The organism is Caldovatus aquaticus (genome assembly GCF_019458025.1).
Taxonomy (GTDB): Bacteria; Pseudomonadota; Alphaproteobacteria; order Acetobacterales; family Acetobacteraceae; genus Caldovatus; species Caldovatus aquaticus.
In genome coordinates, this window is record NZ_JAHZUY010000065.1 from 1 (window position 1) to 19975 (window position 19975).

Below are 19975 nucleotides of genomic sequence, written 5' to 3' on the forward strand. Positions count from 1 at the left end.
CGCCGCCGGCCGGCGCGGCGGCCGCAGCCGTGGCGGCCGGCGCGGCACCGCCCGCCGCCTCCGCGCCGCGCCCCGCGCCGGCGCCGGTGGTGCGGGGCCTCTCGCGGTTCGGCGGCGCGACCCGGAGCTGCTGCTGGCCGATCGGCGAGCCGGGCACCCAGGACTTCCGCTTCTGCGGCGCCGAGGCGCTGAGCGGCAAGCCCTATTGCGCCGAGCATGCGGCGGTGGCCTATGTGAAGGCGCGCGACCGGCGCGAGGACGCGGCCTGAGAGGGGCGGGGGCACCCCGCTCCTCCCTGCGGCCGCCAGGCGGAGGACGGCGGGCGCCGCGCCCCGGGTGACGAGGCCTTGCCGGAACGTCCCGGCGCCGCAGCGGGCCAGGTTCCGCTTGCACCGGCGCGGCGGCTGCTCTAGCGCAGCAGCGCATTCGGGGGACACCATGGCGGCCATCACCCAGCAGCGGCGGCACCGCGACCCGGAGAGCCACCCGCGCGCCGCGCTCGATGCGGAGGCGGTGCGCGGGGCCTACAGGCGCTGGGCCGCCATCTACGATTCCGTGTTCGGGGGTGTCTCCGCGGCGGGCCGGCGCCGGGCCGTGGCGGCGGTCAACCAGCTCGCCGCCGCCGCCGCGCCCGGGCGGCCGCTGCGGGTGCTCGAGGTCGGCGTCGGCACCGGCCTCGCCCTGCCGCACTACCGCCGCGACATCGAGGTGATCGGCATAGACCTCTCGCGCGACATGCTCGAGCGCGCGCGCGCGCGCATCGCCGCGCAGCGGCTGGCGAACGTGCGCGCCCTGCTCGAGATGGACGCCGAGCGCATGGCCTTCCGCGACGGCGTCTTCGACGTGGCGGCGGCGATGTTCACCGCGAGCGTGGTGCCCGACGCGAAGCGCCTGTTCGCCGAGATGTCGCGCGTCGTGCGGCCGGGCGGGACGCTGCTCTTCGTCAACCACTTCGCCGTCGAGTCGGGCCTGCGCTGGTGGATGGAGCGCAGCATGGCCCCGCTCGCCCGCGTGCTGGGCTGGCACCCGGACTTCCGGCTCACCGACCTGCTCGATCCGGCACGGGTGGCGGTGGAGGCGATCGAGCCCTGCCCGCCCGCCGGCCTGTTCAGCCTGGTGCGCGTGCGCAATGCCGGCGCGCCGGCGGTCGCCGCCGCCGCCTGAGGGGCCGGCCCTCACACCGGCAGCCGCACCCGCGCCCTCAGCCCGCCGAGCGGGCTCCGCTCCAGCACGATGTCGCCGCCATGCGCCCGCGCGATGTCGCGCGCGATGGCGAGGCCGAGCCCGGTGCCGCCGGCGGAGAAGCTGGCGAAGGGCCGGAACGCCTCCTCCCGCGCCTCCTCCGGGATGCCCGGGCCGTCGTCGTCCACCGTCACCTGCGCCCAGGCCCCGCCCGCCCCCGCCGCGCGCGGCACGCGGCCGACCGTGACCGCGATCCGCCGCGCATGCTTGCGCGCGTTGTCGAGGAGGTTGCCGAGGCAGCGCCGCAGCGCATCCGGCCTGAGCGGCAGGACGAGCGGCTCCGGCGGCGCCTCCACCGCGATCTCGGCGCCGTCGCGCCGCGCCCGCGCCGCCACGTCCCGCACGAGCTGCACCAGGTCGGCCGCCACCGGCTGCTCCGTTCCCTCGCCGCGGGCGAAGGCGAGATAGGCGGCGATCATCCGCTCCATCTCCTCGACGTCCTGCGTGAGCGCGGCGATGTCGTCCTGCCCCTCGCCGCCCTCCGCCCCGCCGCGGCGCGGCAGCATGGCGAGCGCGAGGCGCATGCGGGTGAGCGGCGTGCGCAGGTCGTGGCTGATGCCGGCGAGCATCTCGGTCCGCTGCGCGACGAAGCGGCGGATGCGCTCCTGCATGGCGTTGAAGGCGCTGGCCGCCTGGCGCACCTCGGTCGCGCCCTCGGGCTTGATCGGGCCGATGTCGCGGCCGAGGCCGAAGGCCTCCGCCGCCGCCGCCAGGCGCCGGATCGCCCGCACCTGGTTCTTCATGAACAGCGCCGCGACGACGAACAGGATTAGCGCCGAGCCGACCAGCCAGATCACGAACAGGTAGAGGGTGCTGGCGAACAGCCGCTTGCGCGGCGCCTCCACGTGCAGCACGCCGTCCGGGAGCTGGACGCGGATGATCACGCTGCGCGGGTCGCTCTGCCAGTCGGTGTCGAAGGGCCGGCGCAGGCGCTCGCCGAGCGCGGCGGCGAGGTCCTCCTCGAGCGGCAGCAGCGGCATCGAGGCGCCGCGGCGCGCCGGCGGCTCGAGCGTTGCCCCCTCCTCGAAGGCGAGGGCGAGGTCGAGCCGCCACGCCGCCTGGCGGAAGATCCAGGCGCGCTCCTCGCGCAACGACTCGCGCGCGAGGAGCTCCGCCACCATGCCGACGTCGCCCGCCACGCCGGCGGCGAGGCGGCGCGAGATCACGTCGAGATGGCTGCCGTAGAAGATCTGCAGCGCCACCGCCTGGAGGATCACCAGCGGCAGCAGGATGATCAGCAGGCTGCGCCCGAGCAGCCCGCGCGGCACCAGGGCGCGCAGCAGCCGCAGCAGCGGGCGGGCGGCGGCGGTGCGGGAGAGGCGCGCCGGAGCGGTCGCCGCCCCGTCGCGCGCGGCGGCGGCGCGGCTCACGGCCCCGGCCGCAGCACGTAGCCGCGGTGGCGCACGGTCTGGAGGAAGCGGGGCTCGCGCGGGTCGGGCTCGATCTTGCGGCGCAGCCGCGTCACCTGCACGTCGATGGCGCGCTCGCCGGCCTCGGGCGTGCCGAGGGCGGCGGCGATCTCCTCGCGCGTCAGCACCTCGCCGGCGCGGCGCGCGAGGGCGGCGAGCAGCGCCGCCTCGCCGCCGGTGAGGCGCACCGGGCCGTCGGGGCCGCGCAGCTCGCCGCGTTCGGGGTCGAACCACTGCCGGCCGAGCTGGACCGGCGCCGGCGGCGCCGCGACGGGCGGCGGGGCGGCGCGCCTCAGGATGGTGCGGATGCGCAGCGCCAGCTCGCGCGGGTCGAAGGGCTTGGGCAGGTAGTCGTCGGCGCCGTGCTCGAAGCCGGCGATGCGGTCGTCCGGGGCGCCGCGGGCGGTGAGCATCAGGATCGGCACGTCCTGGCCCGCGCGGCGCAGCGATTCGGTGAGCGCGAGGCCGGATTCGCCCGGCATCATCACGTCGAGCACGATCAGGTCGAAGGCGAAGGAGGCGAGCGCGGCGCGCGCCGCGGCGGCGTCGGCGGCGGCGGTGACGCGGAAGCCCTGCTCGGCGAGGAAGCGCTGGAGCAGCGCCCGCAGCCGCGCGTCGTCGTCCACCACGAGCAGGTGGGGGGCGGCCTCGCGGGGCTCCCCGGGCGCGGGGGCGGCGGCGGGGACGCTCATCGCCGCGCCGTCGTCGCCGCGGCCGGCGGCGCCGTGCCGGCGGGGGAGGGGGCCTCCAGCCGGTCGAGCTGGGCGCGGGCCTCCGGGCCCATCAGGCCGCGCATCACGCGGCGGAAGCCCTCGACCGCGGCGGGGCCGGCCTCGCGGTAGGCGCGCACGATGGTCTCGCGCTGCCGCTCGAACAGCCGGCGCTCCAGCGCCGCGCCCTTCTCGGTCAGGGTCAGCAGGCGCTGGCGGCGGTCGCTGCGGCCCGGCGCCTGGGTGACGTAGCCCTGGGCGATCAGCGGCGTCAGCACGCGGCCGAGCGACTGCTTGGTGATGCCGAGGATCGCCAGCAGCTCGCCCACGGTGATGCCCGGGCGGCGGCCGACGAAGTGCAGCACGCGATGGTGCGCGCGGCCCATGTCGAGCTCGGCGAGCAGGGCATCGGCGCCGGCGGTGAACTCGCGGTAGCCGAAGTAGAGCAGGTCCTGGGCGAGGCGCAGCTCCTCCTCGCGCAGGAACAGGAGCTGCCGGCCGGCGGCGAGCGGCGCCGCGGGGCGCGAGCCGCCGGCGGCCCCGCCGCTGCCTGCGCCGCTGCCCGCGGCGTCGGCGCCGGCCGGGCCCGCCGCCGTGCTGTCGCTCGCCTTGGCCGGCATGGCAGCCCTGCTTCCCATTTTGGTCAGTATCATTGACACATCTCGGCACGGGATTCTACCATGGGCCGGCTTCGGGAAACAAAATTGCGCCGCCCTGGGCGCAACTGCGGAGGACCGCCACCATGGCGCTGGTTCCCTACGACGACCGCGACGGCTGGATCTGGTGGGACGGCCGGATGGTCCCGTGGCGCGACGCCAAGCTGCATGTGCTGAGCCATGGGCTGCATTATGCCAGCGCGGTGTTCGAGGGCGAACGGGCCTATGCGGGCCACATCTTCAAGCTCCGCGCCCATACCGAGCGGCTGATCAATTCCGGCCGGCTGCTCGGCTTCGAGATCCCGTGGACGGCCGACCAGATCGACGCCGCCTGCAAGGAGACGCTGGCGCGGAACGGCCTGACCGACGCCTATGTCCGCCCGATCGCCTGGCGCGGCCCGGAGGAGATGGGCGTCGCCGCCAAGGCCACCAAGATCCACATGGCGATCGCGGTGTGGGAGTGGGGCGCCTATTTCGGCGTCGAGCAGCGGATGAAGGGGGTGAAGCTCGCCCTCGCCGAGTGGCGCCGGCCGGATCCCCGCACCGCGCCGACCGCCTCCAAGGCCGCCGGCCTCTACATGATCGGCACGCTGGCCAAGCACGCGGCGATGGATCAGGGCTGCGACGACGCGCTGATGCTCGACTGGAAGGGCGACGTGGCGGAGTCCACCGGCGCCAACATCTTCTTCGCGATCGAGGGCGAGCTGCACACCCCGACCCCGGTCTGCTTCCTCGACGGCATCACGCGGCGCACGGTGATGGCGCTCGCGCGGCGTCGCCAGATCAAGGTCGTCGAGCGCACCATCGCGCCGGAGGAGATGCGGCGGGCGAGCGAGGTGTTCCTCGCCGGCACCGCGGCCGAGGTGACGCCGGTCCGCCAGATCGGCGACCTCACCTTCACGCCGGGGCAGATCACCGAGACGCTGATGAAGGACTACGACGCCCTGGTGCGGATGACGCCGGAGGAGGTCGAGAAGCGCGCCGCCTGAGGGGCGCCTTGGCGCGGGGGGCGACGCCTCGCCTGTGGCGCGGGCCTGTGCTAGGAGGGAGGCGAACAGGGAGGGACGCACGTGAAGCGCAGGACATTGCTCGCCAGCTCCGCCGCCGCCCTGGCCGTGCCGGGGATCGCCCGCGCGCAGGCGGCCTGGCCCGCCCGGCCGATCCGCATGGTCATCCCCTGGCCGCCCGGCCAGGCGACCGACCTCGCCGGCCGGCTGATCGCGCAGCGCCTGTCCGAGCTGCTCGGCCAGCCGGTGGTGCCGGAGAACCGGCCCGGCGCCGGCGGCATGATCGGCACCGACGCGGTGGCGAAGGCGGCGCCCGACGGCTACACGATCCTCGCCGCCTCCTCCGGCCCGGTGACGATCAACCCGCTGCTGCAGCGCACCGCCTACGACCCGGAGCGCGACCTGGCGCCGGTCGCGCAGCACAGCGGCTCGCCCTACATGCTGGTGGTGCGCAAGGGCTTCCCGGCCAGCGACCTGCGCGCGTTCATCGCGGCGGTGAAGGCGGCGCCGGGGCGCTACACCTTCTCCTCCTCCGGCACCGGAGCGACGGCGCACCTGATCGCCGAGTACTTCCTGCGCAGCGCCGGACTCGAGGCGGTGCACGTGCCGTTCCAGGGCAGCGCCCCCTCCATGACGGCGCTGGTGGCGGGGCAGGTGGACTTCTCGCTCGAGACCATGGCGGGAACGCTGCCGATCGTCCGCCAGGGCCAGGCGCGCGGGCTCGCCGTCTCGCCGGAGCGCGGCACCAAGCTGGCGCCCGAGCTGCCGCCGATCGCGACCGTGATCCCGGGCTTCGACGCCAAGGCCTGGGGCGGGATCATGGTGCCGGCGGCGACGCCGCGGCCGATCGTCGAGCGGCTCGCCGCGGCGATGGAGCAGGTGATGACCAGCCCCGGCATCGAGGAGCGCTTCCTGCAGATCTACAACGAGATCGACTACCGGCCGGCCGACGCCTTCGCGCGATACCTGCGCGAACAGCGCGAGAAGTTCAGCGACATCATCCGGCGGGCGAACATCCGGCTGGAGTAGGGGCCGCGCTCGGCGCCGCGCCTCAGGCGGCGAGGGCGCCGCGCAGCGCGAGATAGAGGCCGAGAACGAGCAGCGCCGCCTGCACCGCGCGGCGGAACAGGGCCTCGGGCAGGCGCGCGCGCAGCCGCTGGCCCGCGGCCATCCCGAGGAAGGCCGGCACCAGCCCGGCGAGCGCGGTCAGCCCGCTCTCGAGGGCGAGCAGGCCGTTCCGCGCCAGACCCGCGCCGAGCGGCAGCATCACCGCCAGCACCGCGAGGGCGAAGCCCTGCACGAACTGCGCCGGCGGCAGGCGCAAGGCGGCGAGCCAGGGTGCGGCCGGGACCAGGAAGCTCCCGGTCAGGCCTGCGAGCAGGCCGGACGCGCCGCCCATCAGCGGCTGCAGCCAGCGCTCCCGCCCGGGCCGGGGCGGCGGCCAGGGCGGCCCCAACAGGGCGAGGGCGGAGGAGGCCACGAGCAGCACGCCGAGCAGGGCCGAGAGCTGCGCCGCGTCCGTCCGCGCGAGCAGCACCCCGGCGCCGAGCCAGGCGCCGGCGGCGCCCGCCAGCGCGAAGGACCAGAGGCGCCGCAGCGTCGGCCGGAACGCGCCGCCCGCCAGGGCCTGCCAGACATTGGTGGCGAAGGCCGGCGCCAGCGTCAGCGCCATCGCCTCCGGCAGGCTGCGGGTCAGCGCCAGCAGGCCGAGGGTGATGGTCGGCAGTCCGAAGCCGGTGACGCCCTTGACCACGCCCGCGAGCAGGAAGATGGCCCAGACCAGGGCGGCGTCGGCGAGGTCGGGAATCGGCAGCATGGCGTCAGCCTGGCGGGCATCCCGGCGCCTGCCCCGGCATCGCCCTCTTCGCCCGGACCGGCCGCCACGGGCCGGCGATCGGGCTGCCGACGGGCCCTCCGCGCCGGGTGCGGCGCGGCACCGCAAGCGATCCGAGGCAGATCGGCGTCGTCACCCGCTGGGCAGCCGCGCCGGCGCCGTGCGGCAGCCGCACCGCCCGTCCGGTTGGGGCGCTCACGTCGGCCGCCGCCGAGCGCGCCTCCTCCCTCGCCGAGGCGGCCGGGAGGCCCGGGAGGACCGCGCGGGCGTCAATCCGCCCGCGCGCCGGAGATGCGCACCGCCTCCTGCCACATCGGCCGCTCGCGCGCCGCGCGCTCGGCCAGCGCCTCGGGCGTGGACCAGGCGATCTGGGCGCCGGTTTCGAGGAAGCGGCGCTGCATCGCCGGGTCCTCGGCGAGCGTCTTCAGCGCCGCGTTCAGCTTGTCCACGATCGGGCGCGGCGTGCCCGCCGGGAAGACGAAGCCCTGCCAGGAGGTGACGACGAAGTCCGGCACCCCGGCCTCGGCCATGGTCGGCACGTCGGGCAGCATCGGGAAGCGCGCGGCCGAGGTGACGGCGAGCGCGCGCATCTTGCCCTCGCGGATCACGCCCATGTAGCTCGCGAGGTTGTCGAGGGCGAAGTCCACCTCGCCCTTCAGCATCACCGGGATCGCCTGCGCCGCGCCGCGGAAGGGCACGTGGGTCGCCTCGTAGCCGGCGCGGGCGGCGAGCAGGGCGCCGGAGAGGTGCGGCGTGGTGCCGATGCCCGGCGAGGCGTAGGTGATCCCGCCGCGCTTCGCCTTCGCCCAGGCGATGAACTCGCGCAGCGTGCGCGACGGGTTGTGCTCCGCCGGCACGACGGCGACGTTGGGCAGCTCCCAGGCCAGGGCGACGGGCGTGAAGTCGCGCTCCGGGTCGTAGGGGAGGCGAGAGTAGAGGTAGCGGTTGATGACGAGGTGGGAAACGGCGGCGATGCCGAGGGTGTAGCCGTCCGGCGCCGCCTTGGCGGTGGCCTCGATGCCGATGTTGCCGCCGGCGCCGGGGCGGTTCTCGACCACGAAGGTCTGGCCGAGCATGGCCTGCAGGCGCTCGCAGTAGATGCGGACCAGGATGTCGGTCGAACCGCCCGGCGGCCAGGGGACGATGGCGCGCACCGTGCGCGTCGGCCACTCGCCGGACTGCGCGCGGGCGGGGGGCGGGGAGGCGAGGCCCGCGGCGGCGGATGCGGCGGCGGCGAGGATCGCGCGTCGGCGCGTCGGCGCGATGGGCGGCATGGCGTTCCTTCTCCCGGGAGTGTTCCGGCCTGTCCTTAGAGCAGATCGCGCACGGCGGGAAGCGCCGCGGACGCGCGCCGGGTCCGCCGGGCTTCGCTGGGCGCAGGGACAAAGGCGGCGCGCCACGGCATGGCGCGCCGCAAGTTGGGGGAGGAAACGTCCAGGATGTCCCCGGACCGCACTGGCGGTCCGGTTGACGGGGTTTTCTTAGCGCGGCGCCGGGGCCTCGGCTTTGATCCTGCGCAAACGCTCCGCCGATTGTGCAGGCCATGGTCCGCCCCCGGCCTCGGGGATCGCGCTTGCCGGCGCCCCCCGATGCGGAGTTTTCTGGCAGCGCAACCGGGAGAGCGGGGAGGACCCGACCATGGCACGCATCGCACTCGTCACCGGCGGTCAGCGCGGCATCGGCGCGGCGATCAGCGAGTCGCTGCAGGCGGCAGGGCGCAAGGTCGTCGCCACCTATGCCGGCAACGACGCCGCCGCCAAGGCCTTCACCGAGCGGACCGGCATCCCCTGCTACAAATTCGACGTCGCCGACTTCGCGCAATGCGAGGCGGCGGTGAGGCGGATCGAGGCGGAGGTCGGCCCGATCGAGATCCTGGTCAACAACGCCGGCATCACCCGCGACGCGACGATGCGGAAGCTGACGCGCGAGATGTGGGACGTGGTGATCGACACCAACCTCGGCTCCTGCTTCAACATGTGCAAGCTGGTCTGGGAGGGGATGATCGCCCGCAAGTTCGGCCGCATCGTCAACATCGGCTCGATCAACGGCCAGGCGGGCCAGTACGGCCAGGTGAACTACGCCGCCGCGAAGTCCGGCATCCACGGCTTCACCAAGGCGCTGGCGCTGGAGGGGGCGCGGTTCAACGTGACGGTGAACACCGTCGCGCCGGGATACGTGGACACGGAGATGGTCCGCGCCGTGCCGGAGGACGTGCTGCAGAAGATCATCGCGCGCATCCCCGTCGGCCGCCTCGGGCGCGCGGAGGACGTCGCCCGCGGCGTGGTGTTCCTGACCGCGGACGAGGCCGACTTCATCACCGGCGCGACGCTCTCGATCAACGGCGGGCAGCACATGTACTGAGGCGCCGCCGGCCGGCGCGCCGGGACCGTCCGGAGCCCCCGCGGGCGGCGCGGTCAGCCGTGCCGCGGGCGCTCCTGCTCCCCGCCGGCGGCGCGGCTGGCGAGCCAGCTCGCGATCGAGACGACGATCGCGCCGAGCAGCGCCGCCCCGAATCCCTCGATCCGCATCCCCGGCAGCAGCAGCGCGGTCAGGCCGAGCATCGCCGCGTTCACCACCAGGAGGAACAGGCCGAAGGTCAGCAGCGTCAGCGGCAGCGACAGCACCACCGCGACCGGCCGCACCACGGCGTTGACCAGGCCGAAGACCAGCGCCGCCAGGAGTAGGGTGGACAGGCCCGAGACCCGGATGCCGGGCACGATCTCCGTCGCCACCCACAGGGCGAAGGCGTTGATCGCGGTGCGCGCGAGGAAGCCCATGGGCCCGTCCTTTCCCGTGCGCCGGGCGAACGCGGCGCGCCGGGCCCGGTTCGCCCGGCGCGCCTCAGGAGGAGGCCGGCGGCGCCGGGCGGGCGCGCGCGATCCGGCGGGGGGGGCGCTCGCCCTGCCGCGCGGCGACGCCGAGCGCGAGGCTGCGGGCGATCCGCCGCGCCCGGTCGGCGAGCAGCGCCGCGCCCTCGGGGCGGCAGGCGGCGCGTGCGGTCCTTTCGAACAGCTCGAGCCAGCGGGCGAAATGCTGCGGCTGCAACCCGAGCGGAAGGTGCGCCGCCGCCGGGTTGCCGTGATAGCGCCCGCTCAGCAGCACGACCGAGGACCAGAACGCCACGATCCGCGCGATGTGCGCCTCCCAGTCGCCGACCCGGGCGAAGAGCGGGCCGAGCAGCGGGTCCTGCCGCGCCGCGGCATAGAAGGCGCGCACCACCCGCTCCAGCGTCGCCTCGTCGAGGCCGGTGCGGTCGGCGATCTCGGCGGCGAGCGCGGCGCGGCGCGCGGCGGTCTCGGGAATCGGCTGGGTCACGGTCGGCGGGGCGGTCCGGAGGCGATGCCCCTTCCGGATGCCGCCCGGCGGCGGCGCTTGCAACCGCGCCGCCGGCGTGGTGGGCATGGGCCGGCGCGGGCGCCGGGACGGGGCGCCCCGAGGAGACGCGGCACGCCATGTACAACCCGCCCGCCTTCCGCGAGGAGCGGCCCGAGGCCCTGCGCGCGATGCTCGAATCGGCGCGTCTCGCCCTGCTGGTCAGCAACGGGGCGGAGGGGGTGCCGGAGGCGAGCCACCTGCCGCTGGTCCTGGCGCCGGAGGAGGGGCCGCACGGCACCCTCTACGGCCACCTGGCGCGGGCCAATCCGCACTGGCGGGGGCTCGCCGCGGCCGGCCGCGCGCTCGCCGTGTTCGCCGGGCCGGAGGCCTACGTCTCGCCCTCCTTCTATCCCTCCAAGGCCGAGCACGGGCGCGTGGTGCCGACCTGGAACTACGTCGCGGTGCATGCGCGCGGTCCGGTCGAGGTGTTCGACGACCCGGCGCGGCTGCGCCGGGTGGTCGAGCGGCTGACGGAACGCCACGAGGCGGGCCGCGCCGCGCCCTGGGCCGTCTCCGACGCGCCGGAGGAGTTCGTCAGGGCGCAGCTCCGCGGCATCGTCGGGGTGGCGCTGCGCATCGAGTCGCTCGCGGGCAAGCGCAAGCTGAGCCAGAACCGGAGCGAGGCGGACCGCGCCGGCGTGGTCGCGGGACTCGCCGCGAGCGCCGACCCGCGCGACCGCGCCCTGGCGGAGGCGATGCGCGGCGCGGGCGCGGCCGGCGCCCCCTGATCGCCGGCGTGCGCTGCTCGAGCGCGGCGCGACGGGCCTCCGGCGCCTCCCCGGCGGCCCGCAGGGGAGGTTGCGCGCGCAGCGGTTGCCGGCGCACGGCCGGGCGGAAACGGCTCCCGCGCGGCGGCGCCGCCCCGGTCGCGCCGGGCCGGCAGGGCGCGGCCGCGGGCACGGGCATCCCGGGGACTGTCATCCGCCGCGCGCGCGACCGGGCGATCGCGCCGCGGATCGCGATCGCCCGGTTGCGCGTCGCCGCGTCCGGCGCGCCCACCGGCGGCCGGTCCGGCCTCGCCACCGCGACGGACCGGCGGCCGCGAAGGATCGCGACGGCATCCCCGGCCAGGGCCAGCCGGCGCCCGCTCAGCCCGAGCGCAGCACCACCGCATCGAGGCCGAGGCCGCCCTCCGGCAGGGCGAGGAAGGGGTTGATCTCGACGCTCGCCACCTCGGGGTGGGCGAGGGCGAAGCGGGTGAGGGCGACCAGCGCATCCGCGATCGCCCCCTTGTCCACGGCCGGGCGGCCGCGCGCGCCCTCGAGCAGGGCGCGGCCGCGGATGGAGTCGATCTGCGCCAGGGCCTGTGCGCGCGAGAGCGGCGCGAGGCGGAAGGCGACGTCGCGGAACACCTCGACGAACACGCCGCCGAGGCCGAACATCGCCACCGGGCCGAACACCGGGTCGCGGTGCACGCCGAGCACGGTCTCGACCCCGCCCTGCAGCATCGGCGAGACCAGCGCGCCCTCGATGCGCGCCTGCGGCGCCGCCGCGCGCACCGCGCCGAGCATCGCCTCGTACGCCGCCGCCACCTCCCGCGCGTCGCGCAGGCCGAGGCGGACGCCGCCGACATCGGACTTGTGCGCGAGATCGGGCGAGAGGACCTTGAGCGCCACCGGGAAGCCGAGCGCCGCCGCCGCCTCGGCCGCCTCCGCCGCGCCGCGCGCGATGCGCGCGGCAACGAAGGGCACGCCGGCCTCGGCGAGCAGCCGGCGCGCCGCGGCCTCGTCCAGCGGGCCCTCGGGCAGGCGCCGCGGCGCGACGGCGGGCGGCGGCGCCGGCGCGGGCTGCGGCAGCCGGGTGCCGAAGTGCACCAGGGCGGCGGCGGCGCGCAGCGCCTCGCTCGGGTCCTCGCAGAGGAAGAAGCCCTTCTCCAGCAGCATCCGCCGCTGCTCCGGCGTGCCGCGCATCGCGAGGAGGAAGGCGGTCCGCGGATGCTCGCCGCGCAGCGTCTCGAGCGCCGGCAGCACGGTCGCGAAGGCCTCGGCGTTCTCGGCGACGAAGGCGAGGAAGGCGACGACCACGTCGAAGCGCGCGCGGGCGCCCTGCTCGCCCAGCATGATCGCCATCATGCGGGTGAGCAGCGTGCGGTCGTTGCCGGTCTGCGCCGTGGCGTCCACCGGGTTGCGCGGGCTCGCGAAGGGCACCAGCGCGAGGATCGCCCGCTGCGCCTCCTCCGGGATCTGCGGCAGCTCGAGGCCCCGCGCCGCCGCCTCGTCGGCGAGCAGCGCGCCGGCGCCGCCGGAGACGGTGACGACGCCGAGCCGGCGCCCGCGCGGCAGCGGGCCCGCGGTGCAGGCCGCGGCGACGTCCGCCGCCTCCTCGAGCGAGCGCGCGCGCCATGCGCCGGCCTCCTCGAACGCCGCCTGGTAGCCGGCGTCGCTGCCGGCGAGGGTGCCGGTATGCGAGAGGGTCGCCGCCGCGCCGGCCTCGGAGACGCCGACCTTCATCGCCACCACCGGCTTGCCGCGCGCGGCGCAGAGCGCGAGCGCCCGGCGCAGCCGCGCCCCGTCGCGGCAGCCCTCGAGGCAGGTGAGGATCACCCCGGTCGCCGCGTCCTCGGCGAGCCAGGCGATGCAGGCGGCGACGTCCACGTCCGCCTCGTTGCCGGTGGCGACGTAGTGGCTGATGCCGGCGCCGCGGTCGGCGAGCAGGGTGAGGCAGTAGGTGCCGACCGCGCCGCTCTGCGTGGCGATGCCGATGCGCCCGGGGCGCGGCCAGGCGCGGCTGCCGGTGAGCGAGGAGGAAAAGGTCGCGAACACCCCGTCGGCCGGGTTCATCACGCCGAGGCAGTTGGGGCCGAGCAGGCGCACCCCGGCCGCGCGGCAGCGCGCCGCCATCGCCTCCTGCACCGCGCGGCCCTCGGCGCCGAGCTCGCCGAAGCCGGAGCTGAACATCACCACCACCCCGACCCCCTTGCGGATCGCGGCGTCCAGCGCGGCGGGCGCGGCGGCGGCGGGGACCGCGATGATCGCCTGCTCGACCGGTTCGGGGATGTCCTCGATGCCCGGGAAGGCGGGCAGGCCCTGCACCTCGCGCGCGCTCGGGTGCACCGGGTAGAGGCGGCCGCGGAACCCGGCGCGCAGCATGTTGGCGAGCGGCCGGCCGCCGAGCTTCCGCGGGTCGGTCGAGGCGCCGACGATGGCGACGCTCCGCGGCCGGAACAGGGCGTCGAGGCCGCGCGCGGCCTCCTCTTCCTCCGGCCGCGGCCGGCGGGACGCCGCGTCGTCCGCGCCGGCGCCCGCGCCGGAGGCGCTCAGGCCGCCCATTCCCGCTCCTCCTCCGCCGGCTCGTCCAGCCGCGCGGCGAGGGCGGCGCGCGCGCCGGCCGGGTCGCACTGCGCCGCCGCCTCGCGCACGCGGCGCAGGTGGCGGTGCAGCGGCACGTCCCAGGTGAAGCCCATGCCGCCGTGGAGCTGGATCGCGCCCTCGCAGAGCAGCAGGCCGGCCTCCGCCGCGGTGACGCGCGCCACCAGCCGGGCGATGGACCGCCCGCGCGGGTCCTGCCCGGCGACGGCGAGCGCGTGCGCGAGCGCATGGCGCGCGTTCTCCAGCGCCAGCTTGTGGCGCGCCAGCGCGAACCGCAGCCCCTGGTTGGCGACCAGCGGACGGCCGAAGGCGCGGCGCCCGGAGAGGTGGCCGATCGCGGCCTCCAGGCAGCGCTCGGCGGAGCCGAGCATCTCCGCGCCGCGCAGGAGCTGCGCGTCGGCACGGAGCGCCGACCACTCCGGCCCGTCCGGGATCAGGCGCGCGGCGCGCGCGCCGCCGACCGTCACCAGCGCCGCCGGCCGCTCGAGGTCGAGGCCGGACGGGTCCTCCTCGACCGCGACGCCCGGACCGGCGCGGAGATCCACCAGCGCCGCGCCGCCCCGCTCCAGCGCGGCGACCAGCCAGCGCGCCTCGCGCGCCATCGCGGCACGCCCGACGGTGCCGTGCAGGGCGCCGTTCTCCGCGAGGCGCAGCGCCCCGCGCCAGGCGACGGTCGCGACCGCCTCGCCTGCGACGACCGCCGCCGCGACCTCGGGCGCGAGGGGCGCGAGCAGGCGCGCGAGCAGCAGCGCCTCGACCAGCGGGAAGGCGAGCAGTTCCGCCGCGTCCGCCGCCGCCACCGGCGCCGCGGCGGGCAGCGGCAGGGCGAGGCCGCCCGTCTCCTCCGGCGCCAGCAGGCCGAGGATGCCGTCCGCCGCGAGCCGCCGCGCCGCGCCGGCGGCGTCGAGCCCGGCGCAGGCCGCCGCGGCGCGCCGCGCGGTGCGGGCGATCTCCTCCGTGTCGCTCATCGTCGTGCGGCTCCCTCAGGCGGCGCGCGGCAGGCGCAGGATGCGGTCGGCGATGATGCCGAGCTGGATCTGCGAGGTGCCGGCGTAGATCGTCTCCGCCCGCGCCCGCAGGTAGATCCTGCGGAAGCGCCGCTGCGCCGCGCGCACCTCGGGCGCGGGCGGCAGCGCGGCCTGGCCGAGCAGCTCCAGCGCCAGCGCGGCGAAGCGCTGGTGCGCCTCGCTCCAGTGCAGCTTGATCAGGCTGCCCCGCCCGCCGATCGCGCCGCCCGCGGCGAGGTCCTCCACCACGCCCTCGACGTAGCGCTTGAGCACCTCGATCTCGATCCGGAACTGCGCAAGGCGCTGCGCGTAGGCGGGATCGGCGAGCAGCGGCGCGAGGTTCGGGTCGGCGCGGCAGGCGGCGACGAGGTGGCGCAGCTCGTTCTCCAGCCGCCAGGCGCGGTACATGCGGTTGGTGGCGCGCTCGATCTCCAGCACCCGCACCGCCGCCTGCCAGCCCTCGTCGGGGCTGCCGAGCGCGTCGGCCTCCTCGACCGGGACGTCGTCGAGGAACACCTCGGCGAACTCGGCCTCGCCGTCGATCTGCCTGATCCGCTGCACGGTCACGCCCGGCGCGTCCATGCGCAGCACGAACAGGGCGAGGCCGCGGTGGCGGTCCTCGAGCGTGCCGGTGCGCGCGAGCAGCAGGCAGCGCTGGGCGCGGAAGCCGCCGCTGGTCCAGATCTTCCGGCCGTTGATGCGCCAGACCTTGCCGTCATGCGTGGCGCGCGTGCGCAGCCCGGCGAGGTCCGACCCCGCCTCGGGCTCGGAGAAGCCCTGGCACCAGATCTCGCGCATCTCGAGGATCGCCGGGATGAAGCGCTTCTTCTGCTCCTCCGTGCCGATGGCGAGGAGGATCGGCCCGGCGAGCTCCTTGCCGATGGAGTTGACGCTCTCCGGCATCGGCATCCGGCCGATCTCCTGGGAGACGATCAGGTGCTCGCGCAGGGTGAGGCCGTGCCCGCCATATGCCTTCGGCCAGGCGACGCCGGCGAGGCCGGCGCGGTACATCCGCGCCTCCCACGCCTTCAGCTCCTCGAGGCCGGGCTCGGCCGGCGCGATCGCGTCGGCGCGCCAGGCGGGCGGCAGGTTGGCCTCGAGCCAGTCGCGGATGGCGCGGCGCCAGGCTGCCGGGCCGGCGGCCGGAAGCGCGTCCTCCGCGGCAGCGGCGCCGATGGCGGTCATGCCGGGCGCCGGGAGGCGACAGGGACGGAGGGGCGCGGCTCGCCGGGGCGCATGGACGTTCCTCCCGCGATCGGCGCGTCGCCGGACCGGATCTCCGGGCGGTCCCGGCCGGGGAGCCGATCGCCTCGCGGCCAGTCTCGGCTTCCCCAGGCCGGCGATCAACCCTGGCCCGGTGGGGGCGCGGCCACCGGTCGCGGCGCGGTCCCGGCGTGCGGGAGGCGCGGCCTGCGGCGCGGCGGCGGCGCCGGGGCGGCGGCTGGCCTGCGGCGTCAGACCGTCCAGCGCGACGCGTCGCGTCCGGCGCCGTTGTTCACCGGCGCGAGGTGCGCCGGCGGACATTCGGTAACGCGGCCGCCCCGGGCCTGGAACTCGGCGAGCAGCCGGGCGACGTCGGCCTCGCTTGGCGGGCCGGCCAGGCGGGCGGCGCGGCGCGGCGCGGCGAGGCGCCGGCGCGCCTCCGGGATCTTCGCCGGCTCCGCCGCGGCAGGGGGCTCCGCGGCGCCGGGGAGGATGAGGTCCGGCCGCGCGGAGGTGGCGGCGCAGGGGCTGGCGGGGCTTGTGCCCCAGGCGGAGGCATGGACCATCGGTATGGTCGCTCCGGGACGGTTTTCGCGCGGCTCCACCCTGGCACGAGAATGTTTCCGGATTGCTTCCGCGTGTTTCGTCGTGATGTCGTACCGGCAGGATTCGTGTTTCGCCGGTATCGCCGCGGGGGCGTCCGCCGCGCCGGGGCACCGCGCGGCGCGGGGGCCGGCGGCCCGGTTTCCGGTTGCGGCGAGGGGCCCGGAGGGCCAGATGGCGGCCGCGCCCCTGTGGCGTGCGACAGTCGTCCCTGATAGCGTGAACCGATGACCGCGCATCGTGCTTTCCGCCGATTGGCCGCCCTCGCGGCGCTCCTGGTCGTGGCCGGGGCCGCCGGCGCATCGGGCGCCGAGCGCGGTCCGGGGCATGGCGCCTTCGCGGCCTACCTCGTCGGCCGGTTCGCGGCTTCGGAGAGCGACACGCGCGTGGCCGCCGACAACCTGCTCGCGGCGCTGCGCGCCGACCCGGAGCAGCCGGAACTCCTCGAGCGCGCCTTCCTTGCCGCCCTGCTCGACGGCCGGGCGGAGGCGACGCGCCTGGCGCGCCGCCTGCCCGGCAACCCCTATGCGATCATGGTCGTCGCCGGCGCCGAGGGGCTGGCGGGGCGCTGGGACCGCGCCGAGCAGCTCCTGCGCGGGATGCCCCGCCAGGGCGCGGGGCAGGTGCTGCAGACGCTGCTGCTCGCCTGGGCGCAGCAGGGGCGCGGGCAGACCGATTCGGCACTGCGCACGCTCCGCCCGCATGTCGAGGCGGGGCGGCTGCGCGGCCTCTATGCCCTGCACGCGGCGATGATCGCCGACCTCGCCGGCCGTCCGCGCGACGCGGAGCGCTTCGTGCGGGCGGCGCTCACCGACACCTCGGAGCCGACGCTGCGGCTGACCCAGATCGCCGCCTCGATCCTCCTGCGGGTCGGGCGGGAGGAGGCGGCGGCGCGACTGCTCGAGCGCCTGGCGGGCAACCACGACGACCTCGCCCTTGCCGTCGGCGAGGCGGAGCGGCAGCGGCTGCGGAACACGCGCCCGGTCGCCTCCGCGGCCGAGGGCATGGCGGAGGCCGCGCTCGCCTTCGCCGGCGCGCTGCGGGGCCAGGGTGCCGCGGATTTCGCCCTGCTGATGAGCCGCCTCGCGCTGCGCCTGCGGCCCGGCTTCTCCCCGGCGCTGATCATGGCGGCGGACGCGCTGGCCGATGCGCGCCAGGAGGCCGCGGCGCTCGATCTGCTGGCGCAGATCCCGGCCGGCGATCCGCTCGCCTCCGTCGCCGCGCTGCGCCGCGCCACGCTGCTCGGCCGGCTCGACCGCGCCGACGCGGCGGCGGAGGAGCTCGACCGCCTCGCCGCCGCCTTCCCCGACGCGCCGCAGCCGCATGCGCGCCTCGGCGACATCCTGCGCGCGCGCGGCCGCTTCGCCGAGGCCGCCGCCGCCTACGACCGCGCGATCGCCCGGCTGGGCAGCCCCGGCCCGCGCGACTGGGCCCTGTTCTACGCGCGCGGCATCGCGCGCGAGCGCTCCGGCGAGTGGCCGCGCGCCGAGGCGGACTTCAAGCGCGCGCTCGAGCTCTCGCCCGAGCAGCCCTACGTGCTGAACTACCTCGGCTATTCCTGGGTCGAGCAGGGCCGCAACCTCGACGAGGCGCGGCGGATGCTGGAGCGCGCGGTGCAGCTCCGGCCCGACGACGGCAACATCGCCGACAGCCTCGGCTGGGCGCTGTTCAAGCTGGGCGACCTGCGCGGCGCGGTGCACTGGCTCGAGCGCGCGGTCGAGCTCGAGCCGCGCAACAGCGTCATCAACGACCATCTCGGCGACGCCTACTGGGCCGCCGGGCGCCGGCGCGAGGCGGAGTTCCAGTGGCGCCGTGCCCTCGCCCTCGGCCCCGAGCCGGGCGAGGCGCCGAAGATCGAGGCGAAGCTGCGCGAGGGGCTGCCGGCGGTGGCGTCGGTGCAGAGCCTCGCGGCGCCGGCGGTGCCGCCTCAGCCGACGCCGCCTGCCGCGCAGTGAGACCCGGCCCGGGCGGGGCCGGCCTGCCCGTCCGCGAGGCGGCTCCGGCGAAGGTCAACCTCTTCCTGCACGTCCTCGGCCGGCGGGCGGAGGACGGGTATCACCGGCTCGACAGCCTCGCCGTGTTCGCGGCGGCGGCGGACACGCTGGAGGCGGCGCCGGCCGCGCCGGACGGGGCGGGGCTGCGTCTCGCGCTGGACGGGCCGGAGGCCGCCGCGCTGGCCGGGGAGGACCCGGAGCGCAACCTGGCGCTGCGCGCCGCGCGCGCGCTGGCGCGGGAGGCCGGGATCGCGGCTCCGGCCGCCGCGCTGCGGCTGACCAAGGCGCTGCCGGTGGCCTCCGGTATCGGCGGCGGCAGCGCCGATGCGGCCGCGGCGCTGCGGGCGCTCGACCGGCTGTGGGGCCTCGGCTGGGCGCGCACGCCGCGGCTCGCCGCGGTGGCGGCGCGGCTCGGGGCGGACGTGCCGGCCTGCCTCGCGGCGCGGCCGGTGCGGATGGGCGGGATCGGCGAGGTGCTGGCCCCGGCGCCGCCCCTGCCCGCGCGGCTCGGCCTGGTGCTGGCGAATCCGCGCCTGCCGCTGGCGACGCCGGCGGTGTTCGCGGCGCGAACCGGCGCCTTCTCCGCCCCCGCCGTCCTGCCGGAGACGGGCTGGAGGGAAGCGGCGGCGCTGGCGCGCGATCTCGCGGCGCTGCGCAACGACCTCGAACCGGCGGCGATCGCGCTCTGTCCCCCGGTCGCGGAGGTGCTGGCGGCGCTGCGCGCCCTGCCGGGCTGCCTGCTGGCGCGCATGAGCGGCTCGGGCGCCACCTGCTTCGCGCTGATGCCCGACGCGGCGGCGGCGGCGGCGGCCGTGGCGCGGCTGCCCTCCGCCTGGTGGCGCTGGGGCGGGGGGCTTTACGCCGCGGCGGGCTGACGCCTAATCAGCGGCGCGTGCGCCTGCGGGGCGCGCCGGATGGTGGGGCGTCGCCAAGCGGTAAGGCAGCGGATTTTGGTTCCGCCATGCGGAGGTTCGAATCCTCCCGCCCCAACCCGGAGACAGGGCCGCCGCGCGGCCCGTGGCGGCGACGTCGTTCTCTCAGCGTGGACTTCCGCGGGGCGGGGATCGCCGGTCCCCGGCCGCGGCCCTGGCTGCGTCCCTGGCGGGCGGCGGCCGGCCCGGGGCCGCGGGCTGCCCGGCCGGAGCCCGACGCGGCGGCGCGCGGGCAACGCGAGGACCTCGAGAGGGACCGGGGGCCGGCGCCGGAAACGGAGGAGCAGGTCCCGGGGCCGTTTCCGCGCTCGGCTGAGCGCGCGGCGACGGCGCCCGCGCATCGTCTGGCGAGCGGTTTCACGCTCCCGGCTGTTTCCCGCCGTCCGCGATCCGCCCTGGCGGCGCTGCCGCGGCGTCCGCGGACCGGGCGGCCGGGCGGGAGGGGGCGCGGAGGCCCGGGGGCGAGTCCTCGGGAGACCCCTGCGAAACGCGCCCGATCGGGTGAGGCAGGTGTGAGGGCGGCCTGGAAGCGGCCTTTGTGTTCGGTTTCGGTGTCTGGCGGCAGGCCGGGGGGCGCGCGTCGCCTGTCAGGCGAGGAGGCGTTCGGCGCGGCGGAGGTTCATGGCGGTGCAGGGCAGGTGCAGAGGGGCGCCGTTGCGCCGCAGGCTGCGGCGGCGGACGCGGCGCCAGCCGTG

General features: G+C 77.0%; 19 protein-coding genes and 1 tRNA gene. 9 read left to right on the plus strand and 11 right to left on the minus strand.

The genetic code is table 11. The annotated features are described in order from the left end of the window. Together K1J50_RS16160 and K1J50_RS16165 are read left to right on the plus strand one after the other, a co-directional pair. Positions 1-269: GcrA family cell cycle regulator (locus tag K1J50_RS16160; RefSeq protein ID WP_304502925.1), on the plus strand; the 269-nt coding region annotated here is incomplete at its 5' end. A gap of 169 nt (positions 270-438) precedes the next feature. After that, a complete protein-coding gene (locus K1J50_RS16165; RefSeq protein ID WP_220118800.1) occupies positions 439-1164 on the plus strand; it encodes a class I SAM-dependent methyltransferase in 726 nt (241 codons plus the stop codon). An 11-nt stretch (positions 1165-1175) separates the two neighbouring features. Here K1J50_RS16165 and K1J50_RS16170 read toward each other — a convergent pair whose 3' ends face one another. Genes K1J50_RS16170 through K1J50_RS16180 form a run of 3 tightly spaced genes read right to left on the minus strand, consistent with a single transcriptional unit; the run spans position 1176 to position 3999 of the window. Further along, on the minus strand, positions 1176-2612 hold the full coding sequence (locus K1J50_RS16170) for an ATP-binding protein (protein ID WP_408869379.1): 1437 nt from the start codon (positions 2610-2612) through the stop codon (positions 1176-1178). Continuing rightward, positions 2609-3343, minus strand: coding sequence for a response regulator (locus K1J50_RS16175; RefSeq protein WP_220118801.1), 735 nt, complete (start codon positions 3341-3343; stop codon positions 2609-2611). Before K1J50_RS16175 ends, K1J50_RS16170 begins: the two co-directional genes overlap by 4 nt. Next, on the minus strand, positions 3340-3999 hold the full coding sequence (locus K1J50_RS16180) for a MarR family winged helix-turn-helix transcriptional regulator (RefSeq protein ID WP_255575364.1): 660 nt from the start codon (positions 3997-3999) through the stop codon (positions 3340-3342). The genes K1J50_RS16175 and K1J50_RS16180 overlap by 4 nt, the downstream gene beginning before the upstream one ends. A gap of 104 nt (positions 4000-4103) precedes the next feature. Here K1J50_RS16180 and K1J50_RS16185 point away from each other — a divergent pair, with 104 nt between their 5' ends. Together K1J50_RS16185 and K1J50_RS16190 are read left to right on the plus strand one after the other, a co-directional pair. Further along, on the plus strand, positions 4104-5006 hold the full coding sequence (locus tag K1J50_RS16185) for a branched-chain amino acid aminotransferase (protein WP_220118802.1): 903 nt from the start codon (positions 4104-4106) through the stop codon (positions 5004-5006). 81 nt (positions 5007-5087) lie between these two features. Further along, positions 5088-6053 (plus strand): Bug family tripartite tricarboxylate transporter substrate binding protein, encoded by a 966-nt coding sequence (locus K1J50_RS16190; RefSeq protein WP_220118803.1) that lies wholly within the window; start codon positions 5088-5090, stop codon positions 6051-6053. Positions 6054-6075: 22 nt separating this feature from the next. Here K1J50_RS16190 and K1J50_RS16195 read toward each other — a convergent pair whose 3' ends face one another. Together K1J50_RS16195 and K1J50_RS16200 are read right to left on the minus strand one after the other, a co-directional pair. Beyond that, positions 6076-6840 (minus strand): sulfite exporter TauE/SafE family protein, encoded by a 765-nt coding sequence (locus K1J50_RS16195; protein WP_220118804.1) that lies wholly within the window; start codon positions 6838-6840, stop codon positions 6076-6078. A 287-nt stretch (positions 6841-7127) separates the two neighbouring features. Then, the gene (locus tag K1J50_RS16200; RefSeq protein WP_220118805.1) at positions 7128-8132 is read right to left on the minus strand and encodes a Bug family tripartite tricarboxylate transporter substrate binding protein; all 1005 of its coding nucleotides are present in this window, start codon (positions 8130-8132) and stop codon (positions 7128-7130) included. Between the two features lie 364 nt (positions 8133-8496). On the opposite strand from K1J50_RS16200, the gene phbB reads away from it, so the two are divergent. Continuing rightward, positions 8497-9219 carry an acetoacetyl-CoA reductase gene (gene phbB / locus K1J50_RS16205; RefSeq protein ID WP_220118806.1) on the plus strand — a complete coding sequence of 241 codons (723 nt, stop codon included), beginning with the start codon at positions 8497-8499 and terminating at the stop codon, positions 9217-9219. Positions 9220-9272: 53 nt separating this feature from the next. Here the strand turns inward: phbB and K1J50_RS16210 are convergent, their stop codons facing one another. Further along, a complete protein-coding gene (locus tag K1J50_RS16210) occupies positions 9273-9635 on the minus strand; it encodes a phage holin family protein (RefSeq protein ID WP_220118807.1) in 363 nt (120 codons plus the stop codon). 64 nt (positions 9636-9699) lie between these two features. Beyond that, complete coding sequence (locus K1J50_RS16215; RefSeq protein ID WP_369413626.1) at positions 9700-10173, minus strand: group III truncated hemoglobin; 474 nt, start codon at positions 10171-10173, stop codon at positions 9700-9702. Positions 10174-10310: 137 nt separating this feature from the next. On the opposite strand from K1J50_RS16215, the gene K1J50_RS16220 reads away from it, so the two are divergent. Continuing rightward, positions 10311-10961, plus strand: a complete 651-nt coding sequence (locus K1J50_RS16220) for an FMN-binding negative transcriptional regulator (protein ID WP_220118808.1) — start codon at positions 10311-10313, stop codon at positions 10959-10961. A gap of 360 nt (positions 10962-11321) precedes the next feature. On the opposite strand, the gene K1J50_RS16225 is transcribed toward K1J50_RS16220, so the two are convergent. The 4 genes from K1J50_RS16225 to K1J50_RS16240 form a co-directional block, all read right to left on the minus strand. Further along, positions 11322-13502, minus strand: a complete 2181-nt coding sequence (locus tag K1J50_RS16225) for an acetate--CoA ligase family protein (RefSeq protein WP_220118809.1) — start codon at positions 13500-13502, stop codon at positions 11322-11324. Further along, entirely contained in the window at positions 13490-14509 is a 1020-nt protein-coding gene (locus K1J50_RS16230; RefSeq protein WP_220118810.1) for an acyl-CoA dehydrogenase family protein, read from the minus strand. The genes K1J50_RS16225 and K1J50_RS16230 overlap by 13 nt, the downstream gene beginning before the upstream one ends. Before the next feature lie 15 nt (positions 14510-14524). Beyond that, a complete protein-coding gene (locus tag K1J50_RS16235) occupies positions 14525-15733 on the minus strand; it encodes an acyl-CoA dehydrogenase family protein (protein WP_220118811.1) in 1209 nt (402 codons plus the stop codon). A 269-nt stretch (positions 15734-16002) separates the two neighbouring features. Continuing rightward, positions 16003-16317: a hypothetical protein gene (locus tag K1J50_RS16240; RefSeq protein WP_220118812.1), complete on the minus strand. Its 315-nt coding sequence runs from the start codon at positions 16315-16317 to the stop codon at positions 16003-16005. Between the two features lie 264 nt (positions 16318-16581). Here K1J50_RS16240 and K1J50_RS16245 point away from each other — a divergent pair, with 264 nt between their 5' ends. The 3 genes from K1J50_RS16245 (at position 16582) to K1J50_RS16255 (ending at position 19338) form a co-directional block, all read left to right on the plus strand. Continuing rightward, positions 16582-18309 (plus strand): tetratricopeptide repeat protein, encoded by a 1728-nt coding sequence (locus K1J50_RS16245; protein ID WP_220118813.1) that lies wholly within the window; start codon positions 16582-16584, stop codon positions 18307-18309. Then, positions 18306-19223, plus strand: coding sequence for a 4-(cytidine 5'-diphospho)-2-C-methyl-D-erythritol kinase (locus K1J50_RS16250; protein WP_369413627.1), 918 nt, complete (start codon positions 18306-18308; stop codon positions 19221-19223). The genes K1J50_RS16245 and K1J50_RS16250 overlap by 4 nt, the downstream gene beginning before the upstream one ends. A 43-nt stretch (positions 19224-19266) precedes the next feature. Beyond that, positions 19267-19338, plus strand: a tRNA-Gln gene (locus K1J50_RS16255). Positions 19339-19975 lie beyond the last annotated feature (637 nt).

What these genes read in the sequence shown, in the direction of transcription:
- K1J50_RS16165 (WP_220118800.1), top strand. Translation starts at nt 439, where the DNA reads ATGGCGGCCATCACCCAGCAGCGGCGGCACCGCGACCCGGAGAGCCAC.
- K1J50_RS16175 (WP_220118801.1), bottom strand. Translation starts at nt 3,343, where the DNA reads ATGAGCGTCCCCGCCGCCGCCCCCGCGCCCGGGGAGCCCCGCGAGGCC.
- K1J50_RS16180 (WP_255575364.1), bottom strand. Translation starts at nt 3,999, where the DNA reads ATGGGAAGCAGGGCTGCCATGCCGGCCAAGGCGAGCGACAGCACGGCG.
- K1J50_RS16185 (WP_220118802.1), top strand. Translation starts at nt 4,104, where the DNA reads ATGGCGCTGGTTCCCTACGACGACCGCGACGGCTGGATCTGGTGGGAC.
- K1J50_RS16195 (WP_220118804.1), bottom strand. Translation starts at nt 6,840, where the DNA reads ATGCTGCCGATTCCCGACCTCGCCGACGCCGCCCTGGTCTGGGCCATC.
- K1J50_RS16200 (WP_220118805.1), bottom strand. Translation starts at nt 8,132, where the DNA reads ATGCCGCCCATCGCGCCGACGCGCCGACGCGCGATCCTCGCCGCCGCC.
- phbB (WP_220118806.1), top strand. Translation starts at nt 8,497, where the DNA reads ATGGCACGCATCGCACTCGTCACCGGCGGTCAGCGCGGCATCGGCGCG.
- K1J50_RS16210 (WP_220118807.1), bottom strand. Translation starts at nt 9,635, where the DNA reads ATGGGCTTCCTCGCGCGCACCGCGATCAACGCCTTCGCCCTGTGGGTG.
- K1J50_RS16220 (WP_220118808.1), top strand. Translation starts at nt 10,311, where the DNA reads ATGTACAACCCGCCCGCCTTCCGCGAGGAGCGGCCCGAGGCCCTGCGC.
- K1J50_RS16225 (WP_220118809.1), bottom strand. Translation starts at nt 13,502, where the DNA reads ATGGGCGGCCTGAGCGCCTCCGGCGCGGGCGCCGGCGCGGACGACGCG.
- K1J50_RS16230 (WP_220118810.1), bottom strand. Translation starts at nt 14,509, where the DNA reads ATGAGCGACACGGAGGAGATCGCCCGCACCGCGCGGCGCGCCGCGGCG.
- K1J50_RS16235 (WP_220118811.1), bottom strand. Translation starts at nt 15,733, where the DNA reads ATGACCGCCATCGGCGCCGCTGCCGCGGAGGACGCGCTTCCGGCCGCC.
- K1J50_RS16240 (WP_220118812.1), bottom strand. Translation starts at nt 16,317, where the DNA reads ATGGTCCATGCCTCCGCCTGGGGCACAAGCCCCGCCAGCCCCTGCGCC.
- K1J50_RS16245 (WP_220118813.1), top strand. Translation starts at nt 16,582, where the DNA reads ATGACCGCGCATCGTGCTTTCCGCCGATTGGCCGCCCTCGCGGCGCTC.